This window comes from Ruminococcus albus 7 = DSM 20455 (genome assembly GCF_000179635.2).
Taxonomy (GTDB): Bacteria; Bacillota; Clostridia; order Oscillospirales; family Ruminococcaceae; genus Hominimerdicola; species Hominimerdicola alba.
Genome location: NC_014833.1, coordinates 3,659,333 through 3,685,408, shown reverse-complemented (window position 1 = coordinate 3,685,408; position 26,076 = coordinate 3,659,333). Strand labels below are relative to the sequence as shown.

Here is a 26,076-nt window from a genome sequence, read left to right as displayed (position 1 = left end):
CGACCTCCTTAAATATCTACCCGAATGTGCATCCTGTTTTACGGCGCACTTACCCCCTTAGCTTTGTGATACAGCAAAGGAGGTACAATAACGGTCGCAGCAAACGACACATATCTTATGACACGCGGCTGCCGTCAGTGTGTGGATAAAGCTTCTGCGGCAGTTAAGTGTGAAAAGATATATGCCGGTCACTATGGACCGAAAATTCCAATTTTTACCAAAATTAAAAAAGGGCACAAATATATAATTTATTATATCACATTCCAAATTAAATTTCAAGACCCCCTATATATATAATAGTATTAGGAATTATTCAGTTTCTATGGGGTTATTTTAGCGTATTACGGGGGAATTCGGAAAGTGAACCAATAAAATTAATAAAAATTTTACTTTAATATATATGATAGTTAAGCTATCACTTAATGTTCATAAAAACATTCACGGGGTATGAATATCAAATGATCTGATTTTCCCTTTCACACATCACATAGAATGCGTTGGTACAGGAATGATTTTTGTCATTGGTACATCATAATGGGATAATGGGGATGAGAGTCGGGTTTTAATGGGTAATTCATGGGATAAAATGATATTCGGCATCAAATAATAAAAAATATATGATAATAATTAAATAAATTATGAACTGACTTGACAAACTATATCTAAGTAAGGTATAATGTTAAATTACAAGGGCTATGTCTAAAAGACAGGCTATGGATAATTTTTTCCGACTTTTTTCGCGGGTGTGTCCTGATAAGGGTACAGTTGTGAAAGGTTCGGGACTCATAAAGGAGAGTGAAACAGACATGAAGAGAACATATCAGCCTAAGAAGCTCCAGAGGAAAAAGGTCCACGGCTTCAGAAAGAGAATGGCAACTGCTAACGGCAGAAAGGTGCTGGCTCGCAGAAGAGCAAGAGGCAGAGCTAGACTGACTCACTGATAAAGAGCAATGACCGTATACCAACAAACAGTGTAATACTGGCGCTTAGCAGGTAATGCACAGAAGGGTCGCAGTTTATCCTGCTGACCGTGATCCGCAGGGGATCTCTGCGGGTCTTATTCGTGCATCGTGTGCGGCGGTATATCAGTAGATGTTTGTTTGGTATAAGGTCTTTATCTTTTTATGAGTAAATTAATTTTGTTTATAAATTAAAAATTTTATAGTAAATGGTATACTGCCGTTTAATATAACATCCGAAAGAGGTAAGGTATGCTTTTCACACAGGTCATCAAGGATAACAAGGAATTTCAGAGATGCTACCGCAGCGGACGGTATACTGTATGCGGATATGTGTGTGCGTATTTTTATCCTAATGGTACACCGTTCAACAGGCTGGGCATAACCGCAGGAAAGAAGCTTGGGAATGCCGTATGCAGGAACAGGGTAAAAAGGATAGTAAGGGCTGCTTACAGGCTCTGCGAGACCGAAATGCCTATAGGATACGACATAGTATTTGTCGGGAGGAACGATGCTGCCGACAGGACCTCTGCGGAGATCGAGAGCTTTATAAGGGGTAAGCTGATCTGTGAGATAGAAAAAGCTGCGCAGAACGGGGCTTTCGATAAAGCGAAGAAAAAAAGGTAAGGTAATTATCATGTCGCCCTTTGCATGGCTGGCAAGACTGCCGATAAAAGTATACAAAAGATTCATAAGTCCGATGCTGCCTGCGCAGTGCAAGTATTATCCAAGCTGCTCGAGCTATGCGCTGAAGGCTTATGAAAAGCATGGTTTCCTGAAGGGGACGGTGCTGACGGTATGGAGGCTGCTGAGGTGCAATCCGTGGTCACTGGGAGGGATAGATGAAGTCCCTGACAGGATCAGGATAGATTATTTCAGGATAAAGGGCAAGGACAGATAGAAATTTGTTTTGAAATAAGTTGTATATTCATCAGCACGATGTTTGCAATACTTTTATATTGCATATATTCGGCATAGATAAATATGCAAGTTATTTTGCAGCAGATATTTAAAGGAAAGTAATGTGCTTATGCACATATTGCGGGCTTATGGGCTCGCGGTAAATGAATTAGGAAAAGAGGAGTTAAATTGTTCGACCTTATTGCTATCCCTCTGGGATGGATAATGAAGGGCTGTTACTATGTATTCAAGAATTATGGTATAGCCCTGCTGGTATTCACGCTGATAACCAAGTTGATCGTATTCCCGCTGAGTGTAAAGCAGGAAAAGAGCATGGCAAGTATAGCTATGCTGAAGCCTAAGCTGGATGAGCTGGAAAAGAAGTACGGTAAAAACAAGCAGAAGCTCCAGGAGGAGCAGATGGCGCTTTATTCCGAGACGGGCGTTAACCCGATGGCGAGCTGTCTGCCTATACTGGTAATGATGCTGATACTGTTTGCGATGATACCTGTTATCTACGGTCCGCTGACGTATGTATCAAGTCTGGATAAGGACGAAGTAAAGGCATCCAACCAGATGATAAAGCAGCTGCACATAGTAAGTGCTGAGGTCAAGGCACATGACACTACGCTTGCGGAACTGATCGAAGGCTATGAGGCTGACGGCAAGGATCCTTATGAGGAGCTGGAAGGTCTTTTCAAGGATGAAGATGAGTATCCAAAGTCAGCAAAGAGCTTCAAGAAGGAGAACGGCGTCGATAATGTAATAGACGCTATAAAGCTCCACAATGATATCGATACTTTCATACTGGATGAAAAATATTTTTCACAGAACCTTATCGAGGGCAGACCCGAGCTTATGACATTCGTGTTCGCACAGGACAAGAGCAGCGAATATTCGGATGTACTGAGTATTGCATCAAATGATGTTGAAAAATTCTCAGAAGATTTCAACTATGAATTCATGGGCATATATCTGGGTACCACACCCAGCTGGAAGGACAACAAGTTAAGCTGTCTTGTGCCTATACTCAGCTTTTTGCTGAACCTGCTGACTACTATCATAAGTCAGTACTATACCAAGAAGAACAATCCTTCGGCTGCAAAGATGACAGGTTCAAACAATGCGGTCATGTATATAATGCCCCTGTTCTCACTGTGGATCACATTCAAGTATCCTATCGGACTCGGTATATACTGGTGTTTCTCGTCACTGTTCAGTATAATCCAGATGATCATACTCAAAAAGATATATACTCCCGAACATGTTGCAGAGCTTGTTGAAAAGGATATGGCAAAGAAGAAAACAAGCGGCAGACAGAATCTGATGCAGAAGATGGCTGAGGCTCAGCTGGTGGCTGCGGGCAAGGATCCTGCGGAGATAAGGAAGCAGGTCGGCGGCAGCGAATATGAGGAGCCCAAGAAGAAGAGTAAAAACGAGATAAAGCAGGAACAGCGCAAAAAGATCAACGAGGCAAGACAGAAGGCTGCCGAGGAGATGGATGAGGAAGAAAAGGAACTCACCGACGAGCAGAGAGAGAAACTCCGCAAGGCACGCGAGAAGATGGCAAGAAAGTACGGAAACTGAATTTCACAGGATATCCTGATGAGATATATATTAAATGAGAGGAGAGCTTGACTTATGAAGCAGGAATTTTCTGCCCCCACGGTTGAGGAGGCAAAGGCTCTGGCTGCACAGGAATTCGGTGTGAGCGAGGATAAGATCAACTTTACTGTTATTGAAGAGCCTAAGAAGTCCCTTTTTGGTAAAGTAAAGGGCGATGCGAGAGTTGAAGCGGAGTATACCGAAACAAAGACTGACATCACTGTAAAGTACATCGAAAGAGTACTTACCGGTATGGGCGTTGGCAATATCACCATTGAGGTAACTGAGATCGAAAACGGCATATCGCTGGAGATAAACGGCGACGGTTTTGAGGAGATGATAGGTGCCAAGGGCGAGCTGCTGGATTCACTGCAGTATCTGTCATCACTGGTATGCAACAAAGTTGACAGAGAATATTTCAGGATCACTACTGACTCAAACGGTTTCCGTGAGAGAAGAAAGAAGCAGCTTGAAGAACTGGCTGCAAAGATCGCTAACAATGTTAAGAAGAGCGGAAGATCTTCAGCGCTGGAGCCTATGAATCCTTATGAGAGACGCATCATCCATGCGGCTGTATCCGAGATAGAGGGTGTTACCTCTCAGTCTAAGGGCGAAGAGCCTTACAGAAAGGTAATAATCAGCTCCACCAACCCAAGACGCGGCGGCGGAAGAGATTTCAAGCGCGGCGGCAAGGGCGGCAACAGAAGAAACGGTAACGGCGGAAGAAAGGGCGGCAGACGTCCTCAGAGCACTGGCTTTGATTTCACCACAAGTTTCGAGAAGGAATACAAGAAGCCTAAGCCAGAAGATTCAATGTTGGGTTCGGGACTTTATTCAAAGATAGATATCTGATAATAAACTGCCGAGGTTTTTACTTCGGCAGTTTTTTTGGAGATAATAATATGATATGCTTTTTGACTAGTGCGCCGTTGATAGATACAGAGACTTTTAGATTTAAAGATGTAAATGATTTTATTAAAGAGATCAAAAAATCAGTAAAAGATAATTGTTCAGCACTGTTTATATGTTCAGACCCTGATAGCCATGAAAAAACGGAAAAGTTTTCAACAGAAATAAGGGAGAGTTTTGAAAAATCGGGGATAAGTTTTTCTCAGATGAAAATACTGGACGGCAGAAATAAACAATTTGCAGGAAAACTTGTTGAAAATTCGGACTTTATTATACTGGCGGGCGGTCATGTGCCGACACAGAACAAATTCTTTGAAGATATAGGACTGAAATGTCTGCTGAAAAATTACAGCGGAGTTATCATGGGCATAAGTGCAGGAACGATGAACAGTGCAGAAGTAGTATATGCGCATCCTGAGCTTGACGGTGAAGCTACAGACCCTGAGTACAGAAAGTTTCTTAAAGGTCTGGGGCTTATAAATGCGATGATACTTCCGCATTATCAGGACATAAAGGACGATGTGCTGGACGGGTTGAGGGTATTTGAAGATATTGCGTATCCTGACAGTGTGGGCAGGAAGTTTTATGCGATCCCTGACGGAAGCTACATTTTGATAAAGAACAGCAGGCAGGAGCTGAGAGGCGAAGCATGGCTGATAAAAGACGGAGTATGCGAGAAGATCAGCGATGTTGGAGATAGGATAATTATATAAAAAATGACCGATGAGATTTTTCATCGGTCATTTTTTTGCCTTAATTATCAACAAATTGATCTCTGGAGTGTTGAAAATTCGTAGGGGTATAACGCTGTTGCCTAGTCCTCGGCTGACGTACATGGTTGTATCGCCGCTTTTATATTCGCCTGAGGTATACTTTGGGAAAAATCCCTGGTCAGGGGCGATTATGCCGCCGATAAACGGAAGTCTGAATTGTCCGCCGTGGGCATGACCTGTTATTATCAGGTCGGGAGAGGAGAGGGTGTATTCTTCCTCTAAGTACTGAGGTTCATGTGCAAGGACTATGTGCAGGGCATCGTGGTCGATATCGGCAGACAATTTGGCGAGAGTGCCGTTATAAAGACTTTCATCGTCAAGACCTGTCAGGGATATGCCGTTATCAAGGGTGACAGTTTCATCTTTGAGGAAAGTAACACCGGCATCGGTTATGCCGCTGAACAGTTTTTTCTGTTCGTCGGCATCAAGCCACATTTCGTGGTTGCCTGTTATATAGTAGCATGGTGCGATCTTTGCGGCTTCTTCGCAGAAACTGACAGCAGTATCAATATTGGTGTGGTTGCTGTCAGCAATATCGCCTGTTATAACTATTATATCGGGAGATTGATCCTTAATCTTGATTATAAGCCGGGAGTTATTTCTGCCGAATTTAGCATTATGAAGATCGGACACCTGTACGATACGGAAACCGTCTGCCGATGCAGGTACTTTCGGTGATGTGAATGTGTATTCGGAAACTGTAAGATATTTATTCTGAAAAATACAGAAGACAGTCAGAAAGATGATAACTACTGTGAGAATAATGATCTTCTTTTTTGTGAGTTTAGGTTTTCTGAATAACTGCATAATACCTCCTCAAAGCAAGGGTGCGAAAATACGAAGTATTACGGACATAAAGCGGCTTGCGAAGCTGAGTCTGCGAACATCATCATAAGTGATGCGGTGGCATTTGTTTTCGAAAAGGTCATCAAAATCTTCTTTTATATCGGGGATGCAGGCAGTATCCTGCATAAAGGCGGCATCCTCAAAATGCAGATAAAGTGAACGGTAATCAAAATTGATAGTTCCAACAACTGCACGCTTGTCATCCGAAAGACAGTTTTTAGCATGGATGAAGCCCGGTACGTACTCATAGACCTTGACACCCATATTCAGAAGTTCTATATAATAAGAACGTGTGATACACTGGATATACCATTTATCGGGAATGTGGGGTGTGATGATGCGGACATCGACACCGGATTTTGCAGCAAGTTCAAGGGAAGTCAGTATCTCGTTATCGGGTATGAAATATGGTGTAGATATATATAGATACTTTTTTGAAGTATTGATCATAGACATATAGACCATTCTGCCGATCTTTTCAGAATCAAGGGGAGTATCGCTGTAAGGAACGATGATGCCCTGTGATGAGGTGTTTTCATAGGACAGGGAAGGGCGGTATTTTTCGTAATCGGTGGACTCGTGAGTAATTACCTCCCACATCTGAAGTACCATCATTGTAAGATTCCACACAGCCTGACCGCGGATCATTATTGCGGTATCCTTCCAGTGGCCGAAACGGATAAGGCGGTTTATATATTCATCTGCTATATTGACACCGCCAGTAAATCCAACATTTCCGTCGATGACAAGTATCTTGCGGTGGTCTCGGTTATTCTGAATAGTAGAGATCATGGGACGGAACTTGTTGAAAATTATCACACGTCCGCCGGCTTTTTCGATAGCTTTTTTATCCTTTGCAGGCATTGTGAACTGAGAACCCATGCCATCTACAATCAGACGGACTTCAACACCTGCTGAAGCTTTTTCAACAAGGATATCAAGTATCTCTCCCCACATCTCACCGTCATCAACTATGAAGTATTCCATAAAAATGAACTTTTCAGCCTTGCGCATCTCTGTTACCATGGAAGCAAATTTATCTTCACCAAGTGGAAAATAGGTAACATCCTCACAGCCGTAAGCAGGGAATCCGGCACTGTCATCAAGATAACGTACAAGACGGTAAAGTTCGGGATCTTGCGTTTTTATCTTTTCGGTAAGCTCAGTGTCTTCGGGGAGATAGCAGCGCGTATCAAGATTTTTTTTCACATAGGCATTTGATACCTTGCGTTTGTAAGGCTGGTTTGCAAGTATAAGATATAATATAGATGTAAATACGGGAAATATGAGCAGTGGTACGATCCATGCGAGTTTATATGCAGGATTACGGTCTGTATTAACTATATATATAGCAACACCTATACCGAGAGTGGAGAAAAGTATTGAGAGATAGTTGTAGTTCTCATTTAATATAGTGAACATCACAAATATCTGAACAAACTGCAGAAGCAGCATCAGTATTATTGTGGTCTTCTGAGAAAAAATAATATTTATAAGCTTTTTAGGTTTTTTGCGGCGCTTAGAGTATTTGGAACGCGGCTTTTTTGAATTGATAGCAAATCCGTCCTCAGAAACATAGCGGGTCTTCATTTTACTGCCCTCCCTATAAGTATATTATGTATAGTATAAGACAGATTTATTATATCATTAAAAAAAGTCTTTTGCAAGTAGTTTGAAATAGCTAATTGCATAATTTTAATTAAAGCAAAATTAAGCTAATTATCAATAATAGCCAGTATAAAATTAAGTTCAAATAAGCTGAACAATATAAAGTAGAAATAAAGGAAAATTTTCGCGAAATATTAACTGTTTGTTTAAAATAAAAGTCGAAAAAGGGGTTGACTTTTGAGGCAAAACGAGGTATAATAATTAAGCTGTCAACGAGAGAGCGAGCGAAAAGAGCGAAAAACCGCAGGAAACTTAGGGATAAGAGAACGAGCGGGGGAGTAGTTCAGAAAAAGCGAACTTGAAAAAAGGCAGAAAAAAATATCACAAAAGGTCTTGACAAAAGCGAGAAAATGTGATATAATAAAAAGTACCGCACGAGAGAAAAGTTCAGTAAAAAAGAACTGCTCAGAAAAAAGCTTCAAAAAAGTTCTGAAAAAGACTTGACAAACGAAGAAAAATGTGGTATAATAGAAAAGCTTATAACACACAAAAATCTCTGAAAAAGAGATGAAAAAAATCTTCAAAAAACTTCTGAAAAGGGGTTGACAAATGAAGAAAAGTGTGGTATAATAAATGAGTTGTCTGACAAAAGACAGACAACGAAAAGGCATCTTGAAAATTGAACAACCAAGAATACGAAAACCCTTGAAAATACTTTGAGTGATTGAAGTATTGACGATGAATAAATTCATCGGAGTCAAGTACAAGACTAAGAAAATGTACAAACGTTCAGTGAAACGAAACTGAGATCATAATTACTCTGAGAAGAGTATTAGGATACAACTTTATTAAGAGTTTGATCCTGGCTCAGGACGAACGCTGGCGGCACGCTTAACACATGCAAGTCGAACGAGCGAAAGAGTGCTTGCACTCTCTAGCTAGTGGCGGACGGGTGAGTAACACGTGAGCAATCTGCCTTTCGGAGAGGGATACCAATTGGAAACGATTGTTAATACCTCATAACATAACGAAGCCGCATGACTTTGTTATCAAATGAATTTCGCCGAAAGATGAGCTCGCGTCTGATTAGGTAGTTGGTGAGGTAACGGCCCACCAAGCCGACGATCAGTAGCCGGACTGAGAGGTTGAACGGCCACATTGGGACTGAGACACGGCCCAGACTCCTACGGGAGGCAGCAGTGGGGAATATTGCACAATGGGCGAAAGCCTGATGCAGCGATGCCGCGTGAGGGAAGAAGGTTTTAGGATTGTAAACCTCTGTCTTTGGGGACGATAATGACGGTACCCAAGGAGGAAGCTCCGGCTAACTACGTGCCAGCAGCCGCGGTAATACGTAGGGAGCGAGCGTTGTCCGGAATTACTGGGTGTAAAGGGAGCGTAGGCGGGATTGCAAGTCAGGTGTGAAATTTAGGGGCTTAACCCCTGAACTGCACTTGAAACTGTAGTTCTTGAGTGAAGTAGAGGTAAGCGGAATTCCTAGTGTAGCGGTGAAATGCGTAGATATTAGGAGGAACATCAGTGGCGAAGGCGGCTTACTGGGCTTTAACTGACGCTGAGGCTCGAAAGCGTGGGGAGCAAACAGGATTAGATACCCTGGTAGTCCACGCCGTAAACGATGATTACTAGGTGTGGGGGGACTGACCCCTTCCGTGCCGCAGTTAACACAATAAGTAATCCACCTGGGGAGTACGGCCGCAAGGCTGAAACTCAAAGGAATTGACGGGGGCCCGCACAAGCAGTGGAGTATGTGGTTTAATTCGAAGCAACGCGAAGAACCTTACCAGGTCTTGACATCGTACGCATAGCATAGAGATATGTGAAATCCCTTCGGGGACGTATAGACAGGTGGTGCATGGTTGTCGTCAGCTCGTGTCGTGAGATGTTGGGTTAAGTCCCGCAACGAGCGCAACCCTTACTGTTAGTTGCTACGCAAGAGCACTCTAGCAGGACTGCCGTTGACAAAACGGAGGAAGGTGGGGATGACGTCAAATCATCATGCCCCTTATGACCTGGGCTACACACGTACTACAATGGCTGTTAACAGAGGGAAGCAAAACAGTGATGTGGAGCAAAACCCTAAAAGCAGTCTTAGTTCGGATTGTAGGCTGCAACCCGCCTACATGAAGTCGGAATTGCTAGTAATCGCGGATCAGCATGCCGCGGTGAATACGTTCCCGGGCCTTGTACACACCGCCCGTCACGCCATGGGAGTCGGTAACACCCGAAGCCTGTGTTCTAACCGCAAGGAGGAAGCAGTCGAAGGTGGGATTGATGACTGGGGTGAAGTCGTAACAAGGTAGCCGTATCGGAAGGTGCGGCTGGATCACCTCCTTTCTATGGAGAACCGAAGTTTAAAAAACTTCAAAAAAATCTCCGGTCAGCAAGTGGTGGAAACAGCTGGTTGTTCAATTTTGAGGATGCCGCAAGGTATCTTTAAAAGAGCATAAGAGTCCCTTAAACGGGGGTGTAGCTCAGCTGGGAGAGCACCTGCTTTGCAAGCAGGGGGTCAGGAGTTCGATCCTCCTCATCTCCACCATGGGACGAGGACGCAATCACACAGCTGAACTGAGACGAGAACTAAAACTCGTTGCCAAAACATCGCTTTAGCGATTTTTGGGCGCATAGCTCAGGTGGTTAGAGCGCACGCCTGATAAGCGTGAGGTCGGTGGTTCGAGTCCACTTGTGCCCACTGAGGACAAAAGTCCTCTGACAGTAACTTGAAAATTGAATAATGAAGCAATATTAAAAGTAATGCAAATGAGGAAAACGACTAAAAGAAATTAGTCGGGAAAACTACAATCAGCATAACATTAAGGATAACATAATTCTAAGGTTAAGCTAATAAGAGCGTAGGGAGAATGCCTTGGCATTAGGAGCCGATGAAGGACGTGATAAGCTGCGATAAGCTGCGGGGAAGAGCAAGTATCTAATGATCCGCAGATTTCCGAATGGAGCAATCCGCATGAGTATGCTCATGCACTGTACAGTGAATAAAATAGCTGTATGGGGGGAACCGCCTGAACTGAAACATCTAAGTAGGGCGAGGAAGAGAAATCAACCGAGATTCTGTGAGTAGTGGCGAGCGAAAGCGGAAGAGGCTAAACCGAGAGTAGCAATACTTTCGGGGTTTTGGACAGCATTTAGTATTGAAAGGATTTAGTTGAATCGTGTGGGAAAACGAACCGAAGAGTGTGAGAGTCACGTAAGCGAAAAGTCTGATCAGCGAGCTGTATCCGGAGTACCGCGGGACACGTGAAACCCCGTGGGAAGATGGGGGGACCATCCTCCAAGCCTAAATACTACCTAATGACCGATAGCGAATAGTACTGTGAAGGAACGGTGAAAAGAACCCCGGGAGGGGAGTGAAATAGAACCTGAAACCCTATGCTTACAAGCACCGAGAGCTCGTCAATGAGTGATCGGGTACCTTTTGTAGAATGGTCCGGCGAGTTATTGTATGCGGCAAGGTTAAGTGCTTAAGGCACGGAGCCGAAGCGAGAGCGAGTCTGAATAGGGCGGCAAAGTCGTATGCAATAGACCCGAAACCGAGTGACCTAACCATGTCCAGGCTGAAGTGGAGGTAAAACTCCATGGAGGGCCGAACCCACGTCCGTTGAAAAGGCCGGGGATGAGGTGTGGTTAGCGGTGAAATTCCAATCGAACTCGGATATAGCTGGTTCTCTCCGAAATAGCTTTAGGGCTAGCCTCATGACAGATTACCGGAGGTAAAGCACTGAATGGGCTAGGGGTCGAAAGATTACTGAACCTTATCAAACTAAGAATGCCGGATAATCGATTCATGGGAGTCAGACTGTGTGAGATAAGTCTCACAGTCAAAAGGGAAACAGCCCAGACCCACAGCTAAGGTCCCAAAGTATGTTTAAGTGGAAAAGGATGTGGGGTTGCATAAACAACCAGGATGTTGGCTTAGAAGCAGCCACTCATTAAAAGAGTGCGTAATAGCTCACTGGTCGAGTGACCCTGCGCCGAAAATTCAACGGGGCTAAAACATACACCGAAGCTTGGGATTCATACAATAGTATGAGTGGTAGGAGAGCGTCGAATAAGGGGTGAAGTCAGAGCGTAAGCGCTGGTGGACTTTATTCGAGTGAGAATGCCGGAATGAGTAGCGAGAATTATGTGAGAATCATAATGGCCGAAAATCTAAGGTTTCCTGAGGAAGGTTCGTCCGCTCAGGGTAAGCCGGGGGCTAAGGTCAGGCCGAAAGGCGTAGCCGATGCACATACGGTTGAAATTCCGTAGCCACCGAAAGATTTAAGTATAGGGACGCTTCGAAAGTGATGTAGCCGGGCGATGGTTGACCCGGTCGTAAGGGATCGAAAATAAGTAGAGAAGGCATCATAGACGGAGACAAGAAAAGCTATATGAATATCTTAGGTGCCCGTACCGCAAACCGACACAGGTAGATAGGAAGAAGATTCTAAGGCCAACGGGAGAAGGGTTGTTAAGGAACTCGGCAAGTTGACCCCGTAACTTAGGGATAAGGGGTGCTTGAGTGATCAAGCCGCAGAGAATAGGCCCAGGCGACTGTTTAGCAAAAACACAGGTCTCTGCTAAATCGAAAGATGACGTATAGGGGCTGACACCTGCCCGGTGCCGGAAGGTTAAGAGGAGATGTGAGAGCATCGAATTGAAGCCCCGGTAAACGGCGGCCGTAACTATAACGGTCCTAAGGTAGCGAAATTCCTTGTCAGGTAAGTTCTGACCCGCACGAATGGTGTAACGATCTGGGCACTGTCTCAACAACCCGCCCGGCGAAATTGTAGTACCGGTGAAGATGCCGGTTACCCGCGACTAGACGGAAAGACCCCATGGAGCTTTACTGTAGCCTAATATTGGATTTCGGTATTTCATGTACAGGATAGGTGGGAGACTGGGAAGCATTGGCGTCAGCTGATGTGGAGTCACTGTTGGGATACCACTCTTGAAGTGCTGGAGTTCTAACCTGCGGCTTTGAATCAAGTCGGGGGACATTGTTAGGTGGGCAGTTTGACTGGGGCGGTCGCCTCCTAAAGAGTAACGGAGGCGCTCAAAGGTTCGCTCTGCATGGATGGAAACCATGCGTCAGAGTGTAAACGCAAAAGCGAGCCTAACTGCGAGAATGACGGTTCGAGCAGTAACGAAAGTTGGAGTTAGTGATCCGGCGGTATGTGAATGGAAATGCCGTCGCTCAACGGATAAAAGCTACCCTGGGGATAACAGGCTGATCTCCCCCAAGAGTCCACATCGACGGGGAGGTTTGGCACCTCGATGTCGGCTCATCGCATCCTGGGGCTGAATTCGGTCCCAAGGGTTTGGCTGTTCGCCAATTAAAGCGGTACGCGAGCTGGGTTCAGAACGTCGTGAGACAGTTCGGTCCCTATCTGTCGTGGGCGTAAGATATTTGCAAGGAGCTGTCCCTAGTACGAGAGGACCGGGATGGACGCACCTCTGGTGCACCAGTTGTCACGCCAGTGGCACAGCTGGGCAGCTATGTGCGGAACGGATAAACGCTGAAGGCATCTAAGCGTGAAGCCGCCCTTAAGATAAGATATCTCATCCTTTATGGAGTAAGACCCCTTGAAGACTACAAGGTTGATAGGCACAAAGTGTAAGTGCAGTGATGTATTTAGCTAGCGTGTACTAATTGGTCGAGGGCTTGTCCTAAATTATGTTAATCCTTAAATTACCCTTCATTATTCAATTTTGAGGTTACTGTTACCTCTAATTTATAGTCGGTGATCATTGAGATGAGGTCACACCTGTTCCCATGCCGAACACAGAAGTTAAGCTCATCTTCGCTGAAAATACTCGGCGGGCGACCGCCCGGGAAAATAAGTTGTCGCCGGCTCTCCCAAAACACTCTTCGGAGTGTTTTGGTCTATGCACCATTAGCTCAGATGGTAGAGCAACTGACTCTTAATCAGTGGGTCCTGGGTTCGAGTCCCCGATGGTGCACTTTATAACGCTGAAAACCAGCGTCAAGGCCCGTTGGTCAAGCGGTTAAGACTCCGGCCTCTCACGCCGGCGACGGGAGTTCGATTCTCCCACGGGTCATATTTCCCAAGACCGCAAGCTGTTTCTTCAGTTTGCGTTTTTTTGTACATGGACCATTAGCTCAGTTGGTCAGAGCAACCGGCTCATAACCGGTGGGTCCGGGGTTCGAGTCCCTGATGGTCCATTTCTTTTTAGGGGTATAGCTCAGCTGGTAGAGCAGCGGTCTCCAAAACCGCGTGTCCCGAGTTCGATCCTTGGTGCCCCTGCTATCTCCGTGAGGGAAGAAATTCCCTTGCGGGGGCTTTTCATATCTAAAGTGTGTCTATAGACACAGTGTATGCAATTCACTTGCTGGCACAAGTCCATTGGTTTCAGTGAATTTGTGCCAACAAGCGGTACTGCTATACCAGCCTGTTGGTTTTATATTATCACCGCTGTTGCAGAGCGGAAATAACTTTTTTTGATTGCCTTGAAAGTTTTCCTTTTGACGCAGATCATTTAGATCGCCTAGTCATCAGTGTATTCTGAAGAGTGACAAACTCTTTTAGCAAATACACCTTGCTGTCGGCTGCGCCCTTTGCATAGTCGATACAGACCATGACTTCCCGATTACCTCCCCGGTAGCTCACACCACAGTGTTTATACTCGCTGCACTTACTGTCACTAAGTGGTCACGGCGTACATTGAGGTAGCTGCCATTAGGCAGGCTTGCAAATGCAAACTGTTTCAATGCAGCTGAATGATTCAGCAGTTATTGAGGTCTCGTCGAGGTTACTTTCTCTCTCTGGCTATTCAGTTCAACTGGAGTCAGCCGTAGGATCCGTAAGTCTTACGGGAAAAAGAAAAGAGTTCTCAGCACTACTCGCAAAAGCATACTGAAAACTCCTTGACAAATATATCAAAACCATGCTATAATAGATAACATGGACATTGATGCATCCATCTGTAAAAGTCTCACATCTGCTTTAGCCGAGCATTTGTGCTGATGGCTTACTTGAATTGGCGTTCATTTAAGCCACAGGTGGGTGTTTTGTTGTTCTAGCCCACTATATGTATTATAGCACATCGTTTTTTATTTGTCAAGCCTTTTCAAAAAATAATTTTGAATAAATTTTAATTTGTTTGTTCTTTTTCTCGCTGATATATATATTGATATATCAGATGTGTATTTTTATATAATTTATTGACGTGTTATCCTCTTTTTGGTATTATATTTCTTGTGCGTTTTTGCACAGGAATACATACTTTGGAGGATATTTTTAATGTTATTCGAGAAACAGAGCAACAACACAGTCGAGGAGTACATGACAAAATGGCTTATTAATACTAAACGCCCATCATTAAAGCGTTCTTCGTATGATAGGGTAGAACAGAGCCTAAATTATCAGATCTTCCCGGCTATAGGCAAAATAAAGTTAAAGAAACTGACTGCTGATGATATTCAAATGATGTTGAATAATCTTTCAGAACGTTCTTCTTATAGTACTACCAAAAAAGCATACGTTAATCTGAAGAGTTGTCTTGACCTTGCGGTTTTAAAAGGGGATATAAAGAAGAATCCTATACTATCGGTTGTTCTTCCCAAAAATAATAAATCTGATGAAACGGTAGTATATTACTCTCCCGAACAGGCGAGGGCGATTGCTGCCGAAGCTATTTCAACTTATAATAATGGCAGTTTTAAGTATAGGTACGGTTATTTCATCGTGTTTATGCTAAATACCGGTCTGCGTGTTGGGGAGGCTCTTGCACTTAGTTGGTCTGATGTAGATTTTACAAATAAAATAGTTTACGTACATAACAGCGTTTCGTCGGTAAAAACAAGAGGGGACAGCAGCATGAAGTATGAAAAGATAGTAAATTCTCCCAAATCACGAAATTCTGTTCGTTATGTTCCACTCAATAAAACAGCACTTGATGCTTTAGTAAAGATACACGCTATAATGGGAGATAATGATAGGATAGTCACCACGGAGAATGGTCTGTTAGTTGATCCAAGTGCTATTCATCGCACTATGTCGCGTATACTTAAAAACTGCGGAATTAACGGGAAGAAAGACATTGTTCACGCGCTGCGTCATACATTTGCAACGCTGCTGCTCAGACAAGGAACTGATATTAAGGTCGTTTCCGAGATCCTAGGTCATTCTGATATTTCGATAACGATGAAGTTCTATTATCATGTCATAGAGGAGCAAAAAAAGACTGCGATGACAAAGCTTGATGAGATTTACTAAAGTGTGTCTATAGACACACTTTAATTGTCCAGGAGAAAAAGAATCGTATTTTATGTGAATTTACAGTACGAATGATTTCTTAAAAAAGCACTCTTTCATGATTAAATTTTGAATGAGTGCTTTTTTGATGCTTTTTTATTCTTTTACTAGTGCCATTATCCCATCGAATGAATATACACTATATTTGCCGTTATCCAATACTTTGTCAATTTTATTTTCTTCTCCTTTGTCTTGCAGATAGATATTAAACTTGGTACCTTCAAATGATAACATATGAGTCATAATGTTATCGGCGTAAAATTCATTTTTTTCTAATATTGCATAACGTGTATATGTGCTTGTGCCTAAAGAAGGAATATACATCACAGAGTTTTCATTTCCAATTTTTAGTGATTCTGCATCAGATATTGTAGTTCTCGATTTTCTTCCGAGCATTTTACGGCAGTATTCTTTAGCTTTATTGTTGTCATATATTTTTAGCATGATCTGGTAACATTCGGACTTGTAATAATTATGTTTTACAGCAGTTGCTTCATCAAGATAACTAGCTACAAAATCATCTGTGTCAGCAGCATTTTTGATAAGTGCTTTCACTAATTCATTATATTCAGCTGCTCCGTTTTCATTTTCCTTTTTAAATAAATACGGAGTTATTGCCGAATATGATAACTCTGTTTCATCTGAAAAATGTAAATCTGATATTCTCACTTTTATATCCTCCTTATCCTACTCTAAATAATAGAGTGATGGATGATTATCCGGTAATTGTTTAAATCCTACTCGACTAATCAATGCGTGGTCAAGTATACTTGCATATCCTTCGCACAAACTATCTATTACTAAGTATTTGTATCCATGATCGTTTTTATATTTCTTTAACTCTGCCACTACTGATGCAAATATGTCTTCATCCTTGAATTGGTATCGAGGATTATCTATGTCAAAACTTTTTTTCCAGAGTAATTGATCCATTACAGGAGTTATATATCCAACACAAGCATCATTGGCATAAACGCCAAGAGAATCAGTAGGAAAACGCTCATCCTCAATAACTTTAAATTTAACTCGATTTAATAAGTAAAGCTCAGGATATATGCTCATTTTGTTATCTTCTTTTTCAGGCTCTGAATCCCAATCAGTTGAAAGTTCACATATTATATTAAATAGCTCAATCCTCGTGTTTACATTTTCCTCAAATTGACAAATCGTAGTTAAATCGCATAATGCTGTGAAAGCATAAAGAAAATCATCAAGCATCGCAAAAAAGTCGGCTATTAGTTCAAAAATATAATATGGGTTAATCTTTTCCGGACTTTCTTTGAGTCTTTTAATCAAATCCGCTGCATTAATTGCTCTGTCATATAAAAATGCTCTTTCCTTTGTATCAATTGTTCCGGAAACACAATTTTCTACTCTTTTAATTATTAAGTTTAGCTGATCAATAAGATGATATAGTTCCTGATTTTTAAATGAAAAACTAGAAGGACCCTTATAGTGTTTTAAACAAAACATTACTATCGGCAATAAATTATCATGTACTGAGTTTCGGATTCCTGTTGTATTTTTTTGAAAGACAGCATAAAGCGTATCTTTTACGCTATTGGGTTCATCACTGTAAAGAAAATTTGTTGTCAAATCCCATGCTTCCTTATTTTTGGGAAATAACCCTTCGAGTAAAGCTTTTTCTATCACGAATGATGTCGATTGATTTAATTCTTGTGCCAAATCAGCACTACGCTTTTCAATTAAGTTTTTTGTTTTTTGGTCACGTAGGTTGATGTTTTTTTGTATTTTTACTTGTTTCATTGATTTTCTCCTTTCGATTGAATCATTAAGCGTTTCGATAAAAGTATCTAGCAATTTCCTATATTATAATAGATTTTAGCTTATTTGTCAAGTGCCTTTTATAAAAATATCAAAATTATGTAATTTCAGTTGAACCATTCAAGAAAATATGATATAATGTATGGTGATAATCATTCCATTCATGGGGGTATTACTATGACTGAAAAAGAACAGAAAAAGGCAGCGAAGGAGTTTGCCGAGCGTTGGAAGGGTAAAGGCTATGAAAAAGGACAGTCACAGCAGTTCTGGACTGACTTGCTTGAACACGTTTACGGTATAGAAAATGCTATGGGCTTTATTACTTTTGAAGATCAGGTGCATCTGGATCACACATCATTTATTGACGGTTATATAAAGTCCACACGTGTTATGATAGAACAGAAGTCTATCGGCAAAGACTTACGCAAGGCTATTAAGCAATCGGACGGAAGTTTGCTCAATCCGTTCCAGCAAGCGAAGCGTTATGTGACGGAGCTGCCGTTATCGCAGCACCCTCGATGGATAGTGACTTGCAACTTCGAGGAATTCCTTGTCTACGACATGGAAAAGCCCAACGGTGAGCCTGAGCAGATATTCTTGAAAGACCTTGCAAAGGACTACTACCGTCTGCAATTCCTTGTGGAAACAGGTAGCGAAATGCTGAAAAAGGAAATGGAAATTTCCTTGAAGGCAGGTGAGCTTGTTGGTAAGCTGTATGATGCTATCCTGAAACAGTACAAGGAGCCTGATAGTCCTGATACGCTGAAAAGCCTAAATATGCTGTGCGTAAGGCTTGTATTCTGCCTGTATGCGGAAGATGCAGGCATTTTCGGCAAGCATGAAATGTTCGGGCGGTATCTGAAACAGTTTCAAGCAAAAGATATCCGCAAGGCACTTATCGAGCTGTTCACGGTTCTTGACACCAAACCCGAAGATCGTGACCCCTATATGGACGATGACCTTGCTGCGTTCCCTTATGTGAACGGTGGCTTGTTTGCCGATGAAAACATCGAAATTCCGCGTTTTACAGATGAAATCGTGGATCTGCTTGTGAACAATGCAAGCGCAGGATTTGACTGGTCGGAGATCAGCCCGACGATCTTCGGCGCAGTATTTGAAAGCACTCTGAACCCCGAAACAAGACGTTCAGGCGGTATGCACTATACCTCTATCGAGAATATCCACAAGGTCATTGACCCTCTTTTCCTCGATGAGCTGAAAGCAGAATTCAATACGATATGCGAAACTAAGGTCGATAAAACAAGAAAAGCGAAATTGGAGCAGTTCAGAGATAAGCTAGCTTCACTCACGTTCCTCGATCCTGCCTGCGGTTCAGGTAACTTCCTTACGGAAACATACATAAGTCTGCGCCGATTGGAGAATGAAGCGCTGCAAGTAATACACGGCGGTCAGATGCTCATAGGCGGCGAGGGTGACTTTAACCCTATTAAGGTCGGTATCGGGCAATTTTACGGCATTGAGATAAACGACTTTGCTGTGACTGTTGCCAAAACAGCCCTCTGGATAGCCGAAGCGCAGATGATGCACGAAACCGAGGAGATCATACAGTATACCCTTGATTTTTTGCCGTTGAAAAGCTATGCAAATATCACCGAGGGCAATTCTCTCCGCATCGACTGGGAGAGTGTCGTTCCAAAGGACAAGCTGTCTTACATTATGGGCAATCCGCCATTTGTTGGTTATTCTCTGCAATCGAAAAGTCAGAAAAATGATATACTGTGCATTTATGTTGACGATAAGGGAAATCCGTACAAGACCGCCGGTAAGATAGATTATGTTGCTGCATGGTATTTCAAGGCTTCACAGCTTATGGTCGGCACCAATATCAGAACCGCTTTTGTTTCTACCAACAGTATAACGCAGGGCGAACAGGTCGCAGGTGTGTGGAAACCACTGTATGACCGTTTCGGAATACATATTGACTTTGCACACCGAACTTTCCGCTGGGACAGTGAAGCAAGTCTGAAAGCCAAAGTTCATTGTGTTATTGTGGGATTTAGTATTGCGGAAAACAAAGTGGATAGGAGACTATTTGATAATGGTGTTGAACAAATAGTAAAGAATATCAATGCTTATCTTGTTGCTGCAAATGATGTTTTTATTGAAAGTAGAACTAAAGCCATTTGTAATATTCCAAAAATGCTATCCGGCAATAGACCAACTGATGGAGGGTATTTAATTCTTTCTCCAGATGAAGCTGATGAGCTTATAAATAAAGAGCCATTATCGTCAAAATATATAAAGCGATTTATGATGGGATACGAGTTTATTAACAACGTACCAAGATATTGCCTTTGGCTTGTTGGTGCTTCTCCTGCTGAATTGAATAAAATGCCTATCGTAAAGAAAAGGGTACAATGTTGTAAAGAAGCAAGAGAAAAAAGCCCAGATAAAGGACGACAGAAACTTGCAGCAACTCCGACTTTATTTAGGGAAACTATGAATCCCAAAACATTTATAGCCCTTCCAAAGGTATCATCTGAAAACAGGCGTTATATCCCTATGGGATATTTAGGATCTGATATAATTGCGGGAGACAAGCTATTTATGATTCCCGACGCAAACAAATATCAATTTGGAGTGTTGACATCAAATGTCCACATGGCTTGGATGAGAGCTGTAACTGGTAGACTAAAAAGTGATTACAGTTATTCAATAAACATTGTTTACAATAACTTCCCATGGTGCAGTCCCGATGAAAAACAGAAAGCAACCATAGAAAAAACAGCACAGATGATACTCGATGCAAGAGCCAAATATCCCGACTGCTCCCTTGCCGATCTCTACGATGAAACAACTATGCCACCCGAACTGCGAAAGGCTCACCAACTCAACGATAAGGCTGTGATGCAGGCATACGGCTTTGACTACAAGACCATGACTGAGAGTGAGTGTGTGGCGGAGCTGATGAAGATGTATCAGAAGTTGACGGAAGGGAAGTAAGATAGTACACTCTTATATGACTTGACAATATGGTGTGTTTTTGATATAATTAATCATATTAATTTGTAGATAAGAGGTGTCCATATGAATTATTGTATATTTGACAATTTTGCTAAGAACTTTTCATCTATTAATCCCGATGATTTTCAGGATTTTTTAAAAGAAAATAACATTATCATTGATAATAATGAAGATATCAATGCTTTTGCTCAAGAAAAAATCAAGGATACTGACGATTTAATATCTTATGTTGAGAAGGAATTTGAAAACTATTCTGATGTACAAATTAACGGTGTAATAGCTTTGTTCTGCTATTGGTATGAAAATAGAAAAAAGCCTACGACCCCGGAAGATATAGAGTTGGAAAAGACCCCAGAAGACTTGAATGCTGCTATTATAGCATTCGTCGATAGCGCAATTAAGAGATATTTAAAAGAACAAGAAAAAAGTAGATGAAGATATTGAGTTGTAAACAATAGCCCATTTTCTAAAGTGTGTCTATAGACACACTTTGAACTATCTGCGAGAAAAGAAAAAACACCTATTCAGGCTCAGCGTCTTGAATAGGTGTTTTTATTTTCTTTTGATATCATTTTACCGCAATAGTCATAAGCCGAAATAACATAATCGCTGAACAGCGAATATTTGAAATTGTCATTAGGAAAGGCTAATTTCGTCTTTTTCTCTGCTGTTTCGACCGCAGAAATTATTTCTTCTCTCCCGGGCATAAGAGGATCCATGACTTCCATGAGCCTATCGTTCTCGGTGAAATACTTCATGAGGTCCGATTTATCTTCACTAAAATGCAGTGATACGGCAGCGGAAAGCGAAAGATTATAATCAAAGCATGGAGCAAGACACAGTATACCTCCGTTTTCGCTGTCCCTGAGAAATCCTGCGTTAAGATTGTGTCTGTCAACGTTCATAAGAAGCGCATCATAATAGCACATCTTAACATAATCCTCTACAAGCCCCGACATGGTATTATTCTTTTCCATCTGAGCAAGTCTTGTCAGTATGAAATCAGGATCTTCGTTATCGTTGAAATAATTGAAGAATGGTTCAAAATCGAAAAGCGCATTCTGCGTAAAATCTTTGGTTATGATACATTCCTGTTCAAGACCCGTTTCAAGTACACGTCTTTCAACCTTGTACTCGGCACAATTCACATTCAACTTTTTCAGAAAGCAGTGCGCATAGTATTCCGAGATAAGTTCTGTTTTACTGCCCAACTTGTACATATACCATGCATCGTCTGAAAAACGCCATGCTTTTTCATAGCTTCCGATCGTACCAAGCTGAGTGTATCCTTTTGATTTATCTTTACACTTGTTGGAAAAACCGTATAAGGAAATATCAGCAAGCTCTTCATTATACTGTTTTAGCGACGAATAGTCAAGCATCTCGTCCTCACGCTGTATCCACCAGTTATCTGTAATTGTTATACCGTGACCGATATTGATTATCTCATCAATATCCGCATCAGTTTTCATGCGAAGAAATTTGTAAAGCCTGCGGGAATTAGAACGATGAGTATCGATACTCCTGCTTTTTAGCCACACCTCAAGGTCGGCATCTACAAAAATACTGTTTGGGCATAGAGCCTTATCAAAGACCGCAGTAACTCTGCTGTCTTCAGCCTGTGCAACTAGCTTGTCCTTGTGCATTATATTGTATCTGTTCATTACCTCACCGCCTTTAGAACATTATATCATTTGTTTGTTATTATGTCAATCGAAGTGTGTCTATAGACACACTTTATAGTATCCTAGAGAAAAGAAAAAAATCAATCCTCATTGTTCATTTCACGTTCCAATAATTCAACTATAAGTGAATTAAGGCTTGTACCGCACTTTTCAGCAAATTCCTTGTAACGCTCACGGCTGCCTTTGGGTATGCGGACCGAGATTTGATCGTAGTTATTTGAGATATACTTTACAACCGACTTACTCTGTGTTTTTTTGTAGTAGGTTTTCTTTTCATTATTCTCAGACATTGAGATCACCTCCATGATTATTATAGCACAATACTTTATTGCTAGCAATATCAATAGTATACAAATATTGCTAGCAATAATCAGATAAAATGTCAATTGAAATATTGCTAGCAATATGTTATACTATATATGTAATAAGAAATCCCCTAAAAAATTGAAAGAGGTGCTAACATGAAAGATTACATTGTAGTATTTATGTTCAAAGGACTTTGTTTCCATGAGAGAACAAGAGTGTACGGAGTTAATGACCGCCGGCAGGCGATCCAGATCGTTAAGGATCATTACGGAAGTGGCAACATCAAGATACTCAGTGCGAAGATATTGAAGGAGTGAGGATATGAAAACAGTTCACTATTTTTTCAAGCAGATTGGTGAAAAGGCTACTTGCAGAGATCTTCACGTATCGACTAAATACTGTACGGATAAAGAAGCTCAGGAAAACTGCAACGAGCTGAACAGACTCAATGATGGATACTTCTACTTCATGGAAGCTGAAGATGTTAGACGAGAGGGGGTGAGTTGATGACTAATGAAAGGTTTATAGTGCTTATTAATAATATCAAGAATAGTCCTCCCTGCGATTTGAAGCCAATGAAAAATGATTTATATAATGTCACATTTGCTATGACTGATAAGCAACTTAAAGAGTTTTCTGAATTGTTGATTTCAAAAGGCATAGCATATCGTGAGTACGGCAATGTGTTTATATACGGTGTTAAGGAATGTGTTTTTTAGGTAGGTGATAGAATGAATATTTACAACGTGTATTTCCGGTGGTCGAATTTCAAGAGTATACCAAAGTGTGTTGCGGTAAGTGCTGAATCCAAAGAGCAGGCGGAACAGGTGGTACATGAAGAATTGATTAAGCTTGGCAAAGTCAATAATTGTGGAGATCCTATCATAAAGACAATCAAATATTATGGGAAAACGCTGTAAATCAATAAAAGACACCCATTCAGGCTTCATTAGCTTGAATGGGTGTCTCTTGAAAAGTGTGTCTATAGACACAGTATACTTTTTAAAGATTATTTTCGGCGCATTATGTGCTTATATTTAATTATTATCTGATCAAGGAAAAACCAGATATACATATGAAAACCATATTCCATTATCCCTATTATTAAAAAAGCAATAGTACGTAATAGTGTTATTTCCTTATATTTGAATAGATGTACGCCAAAGCCAGTAATGAAGCCTGCATACCATATAGATGATATTGCTAGTATTATTAAACTAATATTGAATTTATGTTGAACGCATACGAGAAAAACAATCGGCATAAGAATCGTTATCAGAAAAGCTAATAATATCTGTATGCCAGTATCAAAACCTTGAAAACGAGACATATACAAATAAGCTATGCCAGTGTTGATAAGTAATGAAACAGCACCCACTTTTAGACCAAATTTTTCAGTTTCATTGTTAATTAGTTTATTATTCATGACTAGCACCTCCATTTGAAATCATATACTTTCATAGACAGTTTGTTTATAACTAATAATATATCATAGCTTAGTAAAAAAGTCAATGTCTATTAGGGAGTTATATTGTACAGCTAAAATTATATTATCTTACGTTTTATTTAAGGACACCTAACAAATCTATTGACATCTTTTCTTAATTCAGGTATAATATTTATGTTACAAAATCATATTCTAAGGAGTATTTTTATGAAAACAAAAGCATTAATATCACTCATAACGGCTGTATGCATCTGTGGCTGTATCACAGGCTGCGGAAATGCAGATAACGAAAGTAAAATCGTTACACAGTCCAGTAAAATTTCTAATGATAAAACAGAAGTCGAAAAAAGTGGAAATGAAGAAAATCAAAATAATGACAGTGCCGCGGAGAATGAAAGCGATTCTGAAACAAAGATAGCTGATGAAGTACTGAATGCGGATATGTATACTGATGTGTTTCAGGTGGGTGAAAAGGTTATAAAATTGCCCATGACGGCTAAGGAACTGTTTGACATGGACGGTGTAGAACTTGCTGATGATGCGAATGATGGAATAACCCAAGGTGATGATCCATCGACGGTCATTGCAGAATCGAGTATTTATGATGTTATTATCGATGATGTTAAAACAAGCTTTTTCTTCACTAAAACAAAAGATGAAAAGCAGTTATTATCGGATTGTAATGTTATTTCATTATCAGACATTAATGATGTGGTATTTCCAAAAGGAGTAAAGGTAGGTATGCCGATAGAGGATGTCCGCAAGCTTTGGGGCGAACCCGATTTAGAAGATGTGGATACTCTTTTTTACATAAAGGATATGGTGACGGATGCTTATATTGAACCAAAAGGAAATAATGATATTCTTGATTCCAGCATCACATCATACCAAAAAGAATTAGAAGAGGGTGTTTACAGCAGAACCGGGTATTATTATGAAGTAAAAATAGACCTTAAAACTAAAACTGTATCGAACATTTGGATTAACAGCGAATATTTAAATTCGGCAAAACATTATATCGGTTCATTTGAAGATATTCCGAAACCAGAGGAAATAAAAAGCTTCTCGAGTTGCTCTTGGGATCAAATGAGTGATTACAGTTTCGATATAAACTATGAACTTCCCGCATATATGAACTACGAGAAATGTGCTTACGTATATGAAGTGAACGATCAGAGATATGCGATACACAAACTCGGTGGTAGTGCAAAGGAGCTTGACCTTACGGAATACACAGATGATAATCTTAAAAATCTTTGTGAAAAAGAAATAAGAGATTTAAGTCTTTTTGGACATATAGATTCTAAACTGTTTACATATACTATCAAAAAAGATGGAAACAGAGCAGTTATTATATTAAGAGATAACACCATGCATGACTATAAGAATGAGAGCAAGAGAGGAAGTTATTCATTAATAGACGTGCATTGCATGGATGAAAACTTTGTGGATACTATGTTCTCGTTTGCTGTTGCACCATGCGATGGCAAAGAAAGCATATCCGATGAAGAACTTGAAAGCGCAGATAGTTGGTTTTATGAATTTGCCAAAAGCGTAAAAACAACGAAGAGCGATGATATACCTCAACTTATACCTGACCCAATGAGCGATAATATACCGTAAAACAATGATATTAATTAGGAGGTTATTTTATGAAGAAGTTTGGAGATTTTATTTTGGCGTTGGGAATAGTAGCGTTTTTGGTAGTGATTGCAGACCTCTATTTTCCAAATTCGAAACTCATAACTGAAGGAATTATAGGCGTATTCATCATTTGTGGAGTACTTTTACTTATGTTGATTGGTATCATTCTAAGAAATATAGGCAAAGGCAAAAACAAGAATAACAACCCTAATAATCCTCAGTGAGTATGAGGTTAAATTGCACAGACTATTATACCTCAACCAATAAGCTAATAAGAATACAAAGCGTCTGACACCACCTTTTGGTGAGTGCCGGACGCTTTTTGGTTGC

The 26,076-nt window shown here is 41.0% G+C and carries 22 protein-coding genes, 6 tRNA genes and 3 rRNA genes; 24 read left to right on the top strand and 7 right to left on the bottom strand.

Annotated features, from left to right (window positions below):
• The first annotated feature begins 806 nt into the window (after positions 1-806).
• From rpmH to RUMAL_RS16650, 6 genes are all read left to right on the top strand, one after another.
• Positions 807-941, top strand: coding sequence for a 50S ribosomal protein L34 (gene rpmH, locus RUMAL_RS16675; RefSeq protein WP_024858169.1), 135 nt, complete (start codon positions 807-809; stop codon positions 939-941).
• Positions 942-1,211: 270 nt separating this feature from the next.
• Positions 1,212-1,586, top strand: coding sequence for a ribonuclease P protein component (rnpA, locus tag RUMAL_RS16670; RefSeq protein ID WP_013499848.1), 375 nt, complete (start codon positions 1,212-1,214; stop codon positions 1,584-1,586).
• A 10-nt stretch (positions 1,587-1,596) separates the two neighbouring features.
• Positions 1,597-1,860: a membrane protein insertion efficiency factor YidD gene (gene yidD / locus RUMAL_RS16665; RefSeq protein WP_013499847.1), complete on the top strand. Its 264-nt coding sequence runs from the start codon at positions 1,597-1,599 to the stop codon at positions 1,858-1,860.
• Positions 1,861-2,048: 188 nt separating this feature from the next.
• Complete coding sequence (locus RUMAL_RS16660; protein ID WP_013499846.1) at positions 2,049-3,446, top strand: YidC/Oxa1 family membrane protein insertase; 1,398 nt, start codon at positions 2,049-2,051, stop codon at positions 3,444-3,446.
• Positions 3,447-3,500: 54 nt separating this feature from the next.
• Entirely contained in the window at positions 3,501-4,316 is an 816-nt protein-coding gene (gene jag, locus RUMAL_RS16655) for an RNA-binding cell elongation regulator Jag/EloR (protein WP_013499845.1), read from the top strand.
• Positions 4,317-4,366: 50 nt separating this feature from the next.
• On the top strand, positions 4,367-5,086 hold the full coding sequence (locus RUMAL_RS16650; RefSeq protein WP_013499844.1) for a Type 1 glutamine amidotransferase-like domain-containing protein: 720 nt from the start codon (positions 4,367-4,369) through the stop codon (positions 5,084-5,086).
• A 27-nt stretch (positions 5,087-5,113) separates the two neighbouring features.
• On the opposite strand, the gene RUMAL_RS16645 is transcribed toward RUMAL_RS16650, so the two are convergent.
• Positions 5,114-5,953 (bottom strand): metallophosphoesterase, encoded by an 840-nt coding sequence (locus RUMAL_RS16645; RefSeq protein WP_013499843.1) that lies wholly within the window; start codon positions 5,951-5,953, stop codon positions 5,114-5,116.
• Between the two features lie 9 nt (positions 5,954-5,962).
• Positions 5,963-7,582, bottom strand: coding sequence for a cardiolipin synthase (gene cls / locus RUMAL_RS16640; RefSeq protein ID WP_013499842.1), 1,620 nt, complete (start codon positions 7,580-7,582; stop codon positions 5,963-5,965).
• Positions 7,583-8,444: 862 nt separating this feature from the next.
• Between cls and RUMAL_RS16635 the strand changes: the two genes are divergently transcribed.
• The 10 genes from RUMAL_RS16635 (at position 8,445) to RUMAL_RS16590 (ending at position 15,855) form a co-directional block, all read left to right on the top strand.
• Positions 8,445-9,955: ribosomal RNA gene (locus tag RUMAL_RS16635) — 16S ribosomal RNA — on the top strand.
• A 126-nt stretch (positions 9,956-10,081) separates the two neighbouring features.
• Positions 10,082-10,157 (top strand) — tRNA-Ala (locus RUMAL_RS16630).
• A gap of 79 nt (positions 10,158-10,236) precedes the next feature.
• A tRNA-Ile gene (locus RUMAL_RS16625) sits at positions 10,237-10,310 on the top strand.
• Positions 10,311-10,452: 142 nt separating this feature from the next.
• A 23S ribosomal RNA gene (locus tag RUMAL_RS16620) occupies positions 10,453-13,288 on the top strand.
• Between the two features lie 67 nt (positions 13,289-13,355).
• Positions 13,356-13,472 (top strand): 5S ribosomal RNA (gene rrf / locus RUMAL_RS16615).
• The 16S, 23S and 5S rRNA genes sit together here with 6 tRNA genes alongside, the layout of an rRNA operon.
• A 34-nt stretch (positions 13,473-13,506) precedes the next feature.
• A tRNA-Lys gene (locus tag RUMAL_RS16610) sits at positions 13,507-13,579 on the top strand.
• A gap of 27 nt (positions 13,580-13,606) precedes the next feature.
• Positions 13,607-13,678: transfer RNA gene (locus tag RUMAL_RS16605), tRNA-Glu, on the top strand.
• Positions 13,679-13,728: 50 nt separating this feature from the next.
• A tRNA-Ile gene (locus RUMAL_RS16600) sits at positions 13,729-13,802 on the top strand.
• 9 nt (positions 13,803-13,811) lie between these two features.
• A tRNA-Trp gene (locus tag RUMAL_RS16595) sits at positions 13,812-13,884 on the top strand.
• Positions 13,885-14,880: 996 nt separating this feature from the next.
• Positions 14,881-15,855 carry a tyrosine-type recombinase/integrase gene (locus RUMAL_RS16590; RefSeq protein ID WP_013499841.1) on the top strand — a complete coding sequence of 325 codons (975 nt, stop codon included), beginning with the start codon at positions 14,881-14,883 and terminating at the stop codon, positions 15,853-15,855.
• Between the two features lie 135 nt (positions 15,856-15,990).
• Here RUMAL_RS16590 and RUMAL_RS16585 read toward each other — a convergent pair whose 3' ends face one another.
• Positions 15,991-16,563: a hypothetical protein gene (locus tag RUMAL_RS16585; RefSeq protein ID WP_013499840.1), complete on the bottom strand. Its 573-nt coding sequence runs from the start codon at positions 16,561-16,563 to the stop codon at positions 15,991-15,993.
• An 18-nt stretch (positions 16,564-16,581) separates the two neighbouring features.
• Positions 16,582-17,661 (bottom strand): hypothetical protein, encoded by a 1,080-nt coding sequence (locus tag RUMAL_RS16580; RefSeq protein WP_013499839.1) that lies wholly within the window; start codon positions 17,659-17,661, stop codon positions 16,582-16,584.
• 195 nt (positions 17,662-17,856) lie between these two features.
• On the opposite strand from RUMAL_RS16580, the gene RUMAL_RS16575 reads away from it, so the two are divergent.
• Together RUMAL_RS16575 and RUMAL_RS16570 are read left to right on the top strand one after the other, a co-directional pair.
• A complete protein-coding gene (locus tag RUMAL_RS16575) occupies positions 17,857-20,643 on the top strand; it encodes a DNA methyltransferase (protein WP_013499838.1) in 2,787 nt (928 codons plus the stop codon).
• Between the two features lie 84 nt (positions 20,644-20,727).
• Positions 20,728-21,099: a hypothetical protein gene (locus RUMAL_RS16570; protein ID WP_013499837.1), complete on the top strand. Its 372-nt coding sequence runs from the start codon at positions 20,728-20,730 to the stop codon at positions 21,097-21,099.
• Between the two features lie 95 nt (positions 21,100-21,194).
• Here RUMAL_RS16570 and RUMAL_RS16565 read toward each other — a convergent pair whose 3' ends face one another.
• Both RUMAL_RS16565 and RUMAL_RS16560 read right to left on the bottom strand, forming a co-directional pair.
• Positions 21,195-22,328: a HipA domain-containing protein gene (locus RUMAL_RS16565; RefSeq protein WP_013499836.1), complete on the bottom strand. Its 1,134-nt coding sequence runs from the start codon at positions 22,326-22,328 to the stop codon at positions 21,195-21,197.
• 101 nt (positions 22,329-22,429) lie between these two features.
• On the bottom strand, positions 22,430-22,639 hold the full coding sequence (locus tag RUMAL_RS16560; protein ID WP_013499835.1) for an Arc family DNA-binding protein: 210 nt from the start codon (positions 22,637-22,639) through the stop codon (positions 22,430-22,432).
• A gap of 171 nt (positions 22,640-22,810) precedes the next feature.
• Here RUMAL_RS16560 and RUMAL_RS21915 point away from each other — a divergent pair, with 171 nt between their 5' ends.
• Genes RUMAL_RS21915 through RUMAL_RS16545 form a run of 4 tightly spaced genes read left to right on the top strand, consistent with a single transcriptional unit; the run spans position 22,811 to position 23,575 of the window.
• The gene (locus RUMAL_RS21915) at positions 22,811-22,972 is read left to right on the top strand and encodes a hypothetical protein (protein ID WP_013499834.1); all 162 of its coding nucleotides are present in this window, start codon (positions 22,811-22,813) and stop codon (positions 22,970-22,972) included.
• Positions 22,973-22,976: 4 nt separating this feature from the next.
• Positions 22,977-23,162, top strand: coding sequence for a hypothetical protein (locus RUMAL_RS16555; protein ID WP_013499833.1), 186 nt, complete (start codon positions 22,977-22,979; stop codon positions 23,160-23,162).
• Positions 23,162-23,374 (top strand): hypothetical protein, encoded by a 213-nt coding sequence (locus RUMAL_RS16550; protein ID WP_013499832.1) that lies wholly within the window; start codon positions 23,162-23,164, stop codon positions 23,372-23,374. The genes RUMAL_RS16555 and RUMAL_RS16550 overlap by 1 nt, the downstream gene beginning before the upstream one ends.
• 12 nt (positions 23,375-23,386) lie before the next feature.
• Positions 23,387-23,575 carry a hypothetical protein gene (locus tag RUMAL_RS16545; protein WP_013499831.1) on the top strand — a complete coding sequence of 63 codons (189 nt, stop codon included), beginning with the start codon at positions 23,387-23,389 and terminating at the stop codon, positions 23,573-23,575.
• An 89-nt stretch (positions 23,576-23,664) separates the two neighbouring features.
• Here the strand turns inward: RUMAL_RS16545 and RUMAL_RS16540 are convergent, their stop codons facing one another.
• A complete protein-coding gene (locus RUMAL_RS16540) occupies positions 23,665-24,081 on the bottom strand; it encodes a hypothetical protein (RefSeq protein WP_013499830.1) in 417 nt (138 codons plus the stop codon).
• A 228-nt stretch (positions 24,082-24,309) separates the two neighbouring features.
• On the opposite strand from RUMAL_RS16540, the gene RUMAL_RS16535 reads away from it, so the two are divergent.
• Positions 24,310-25,725 (top strand): hypothetical protein, encoded by a 1,416-nt coding sequence (locus tag RUMAL_RS16535; RefSeq protein ID WP_013499829.1) that lies wholly within the window; start codon positions 24,310-24,312, stop codon positions 25,723-25,725.
• Positions 25,726-25,754: 29 nt separating this feature from the next.
• The gene (locus RUMAL_RS16530) at positions 25,755-25,970 is read left to right on the top strand and encodes a hypothetical protein (RefSeq protein ID WP_013499828.1); all 216 of its coding nucleotides are present in this window, start codon (positions 25,755-25,757) and stop codon (positions 25,968-25,970) included.
• Positions 25,971-26,076 lie beyond the last annotated feature (106 nt).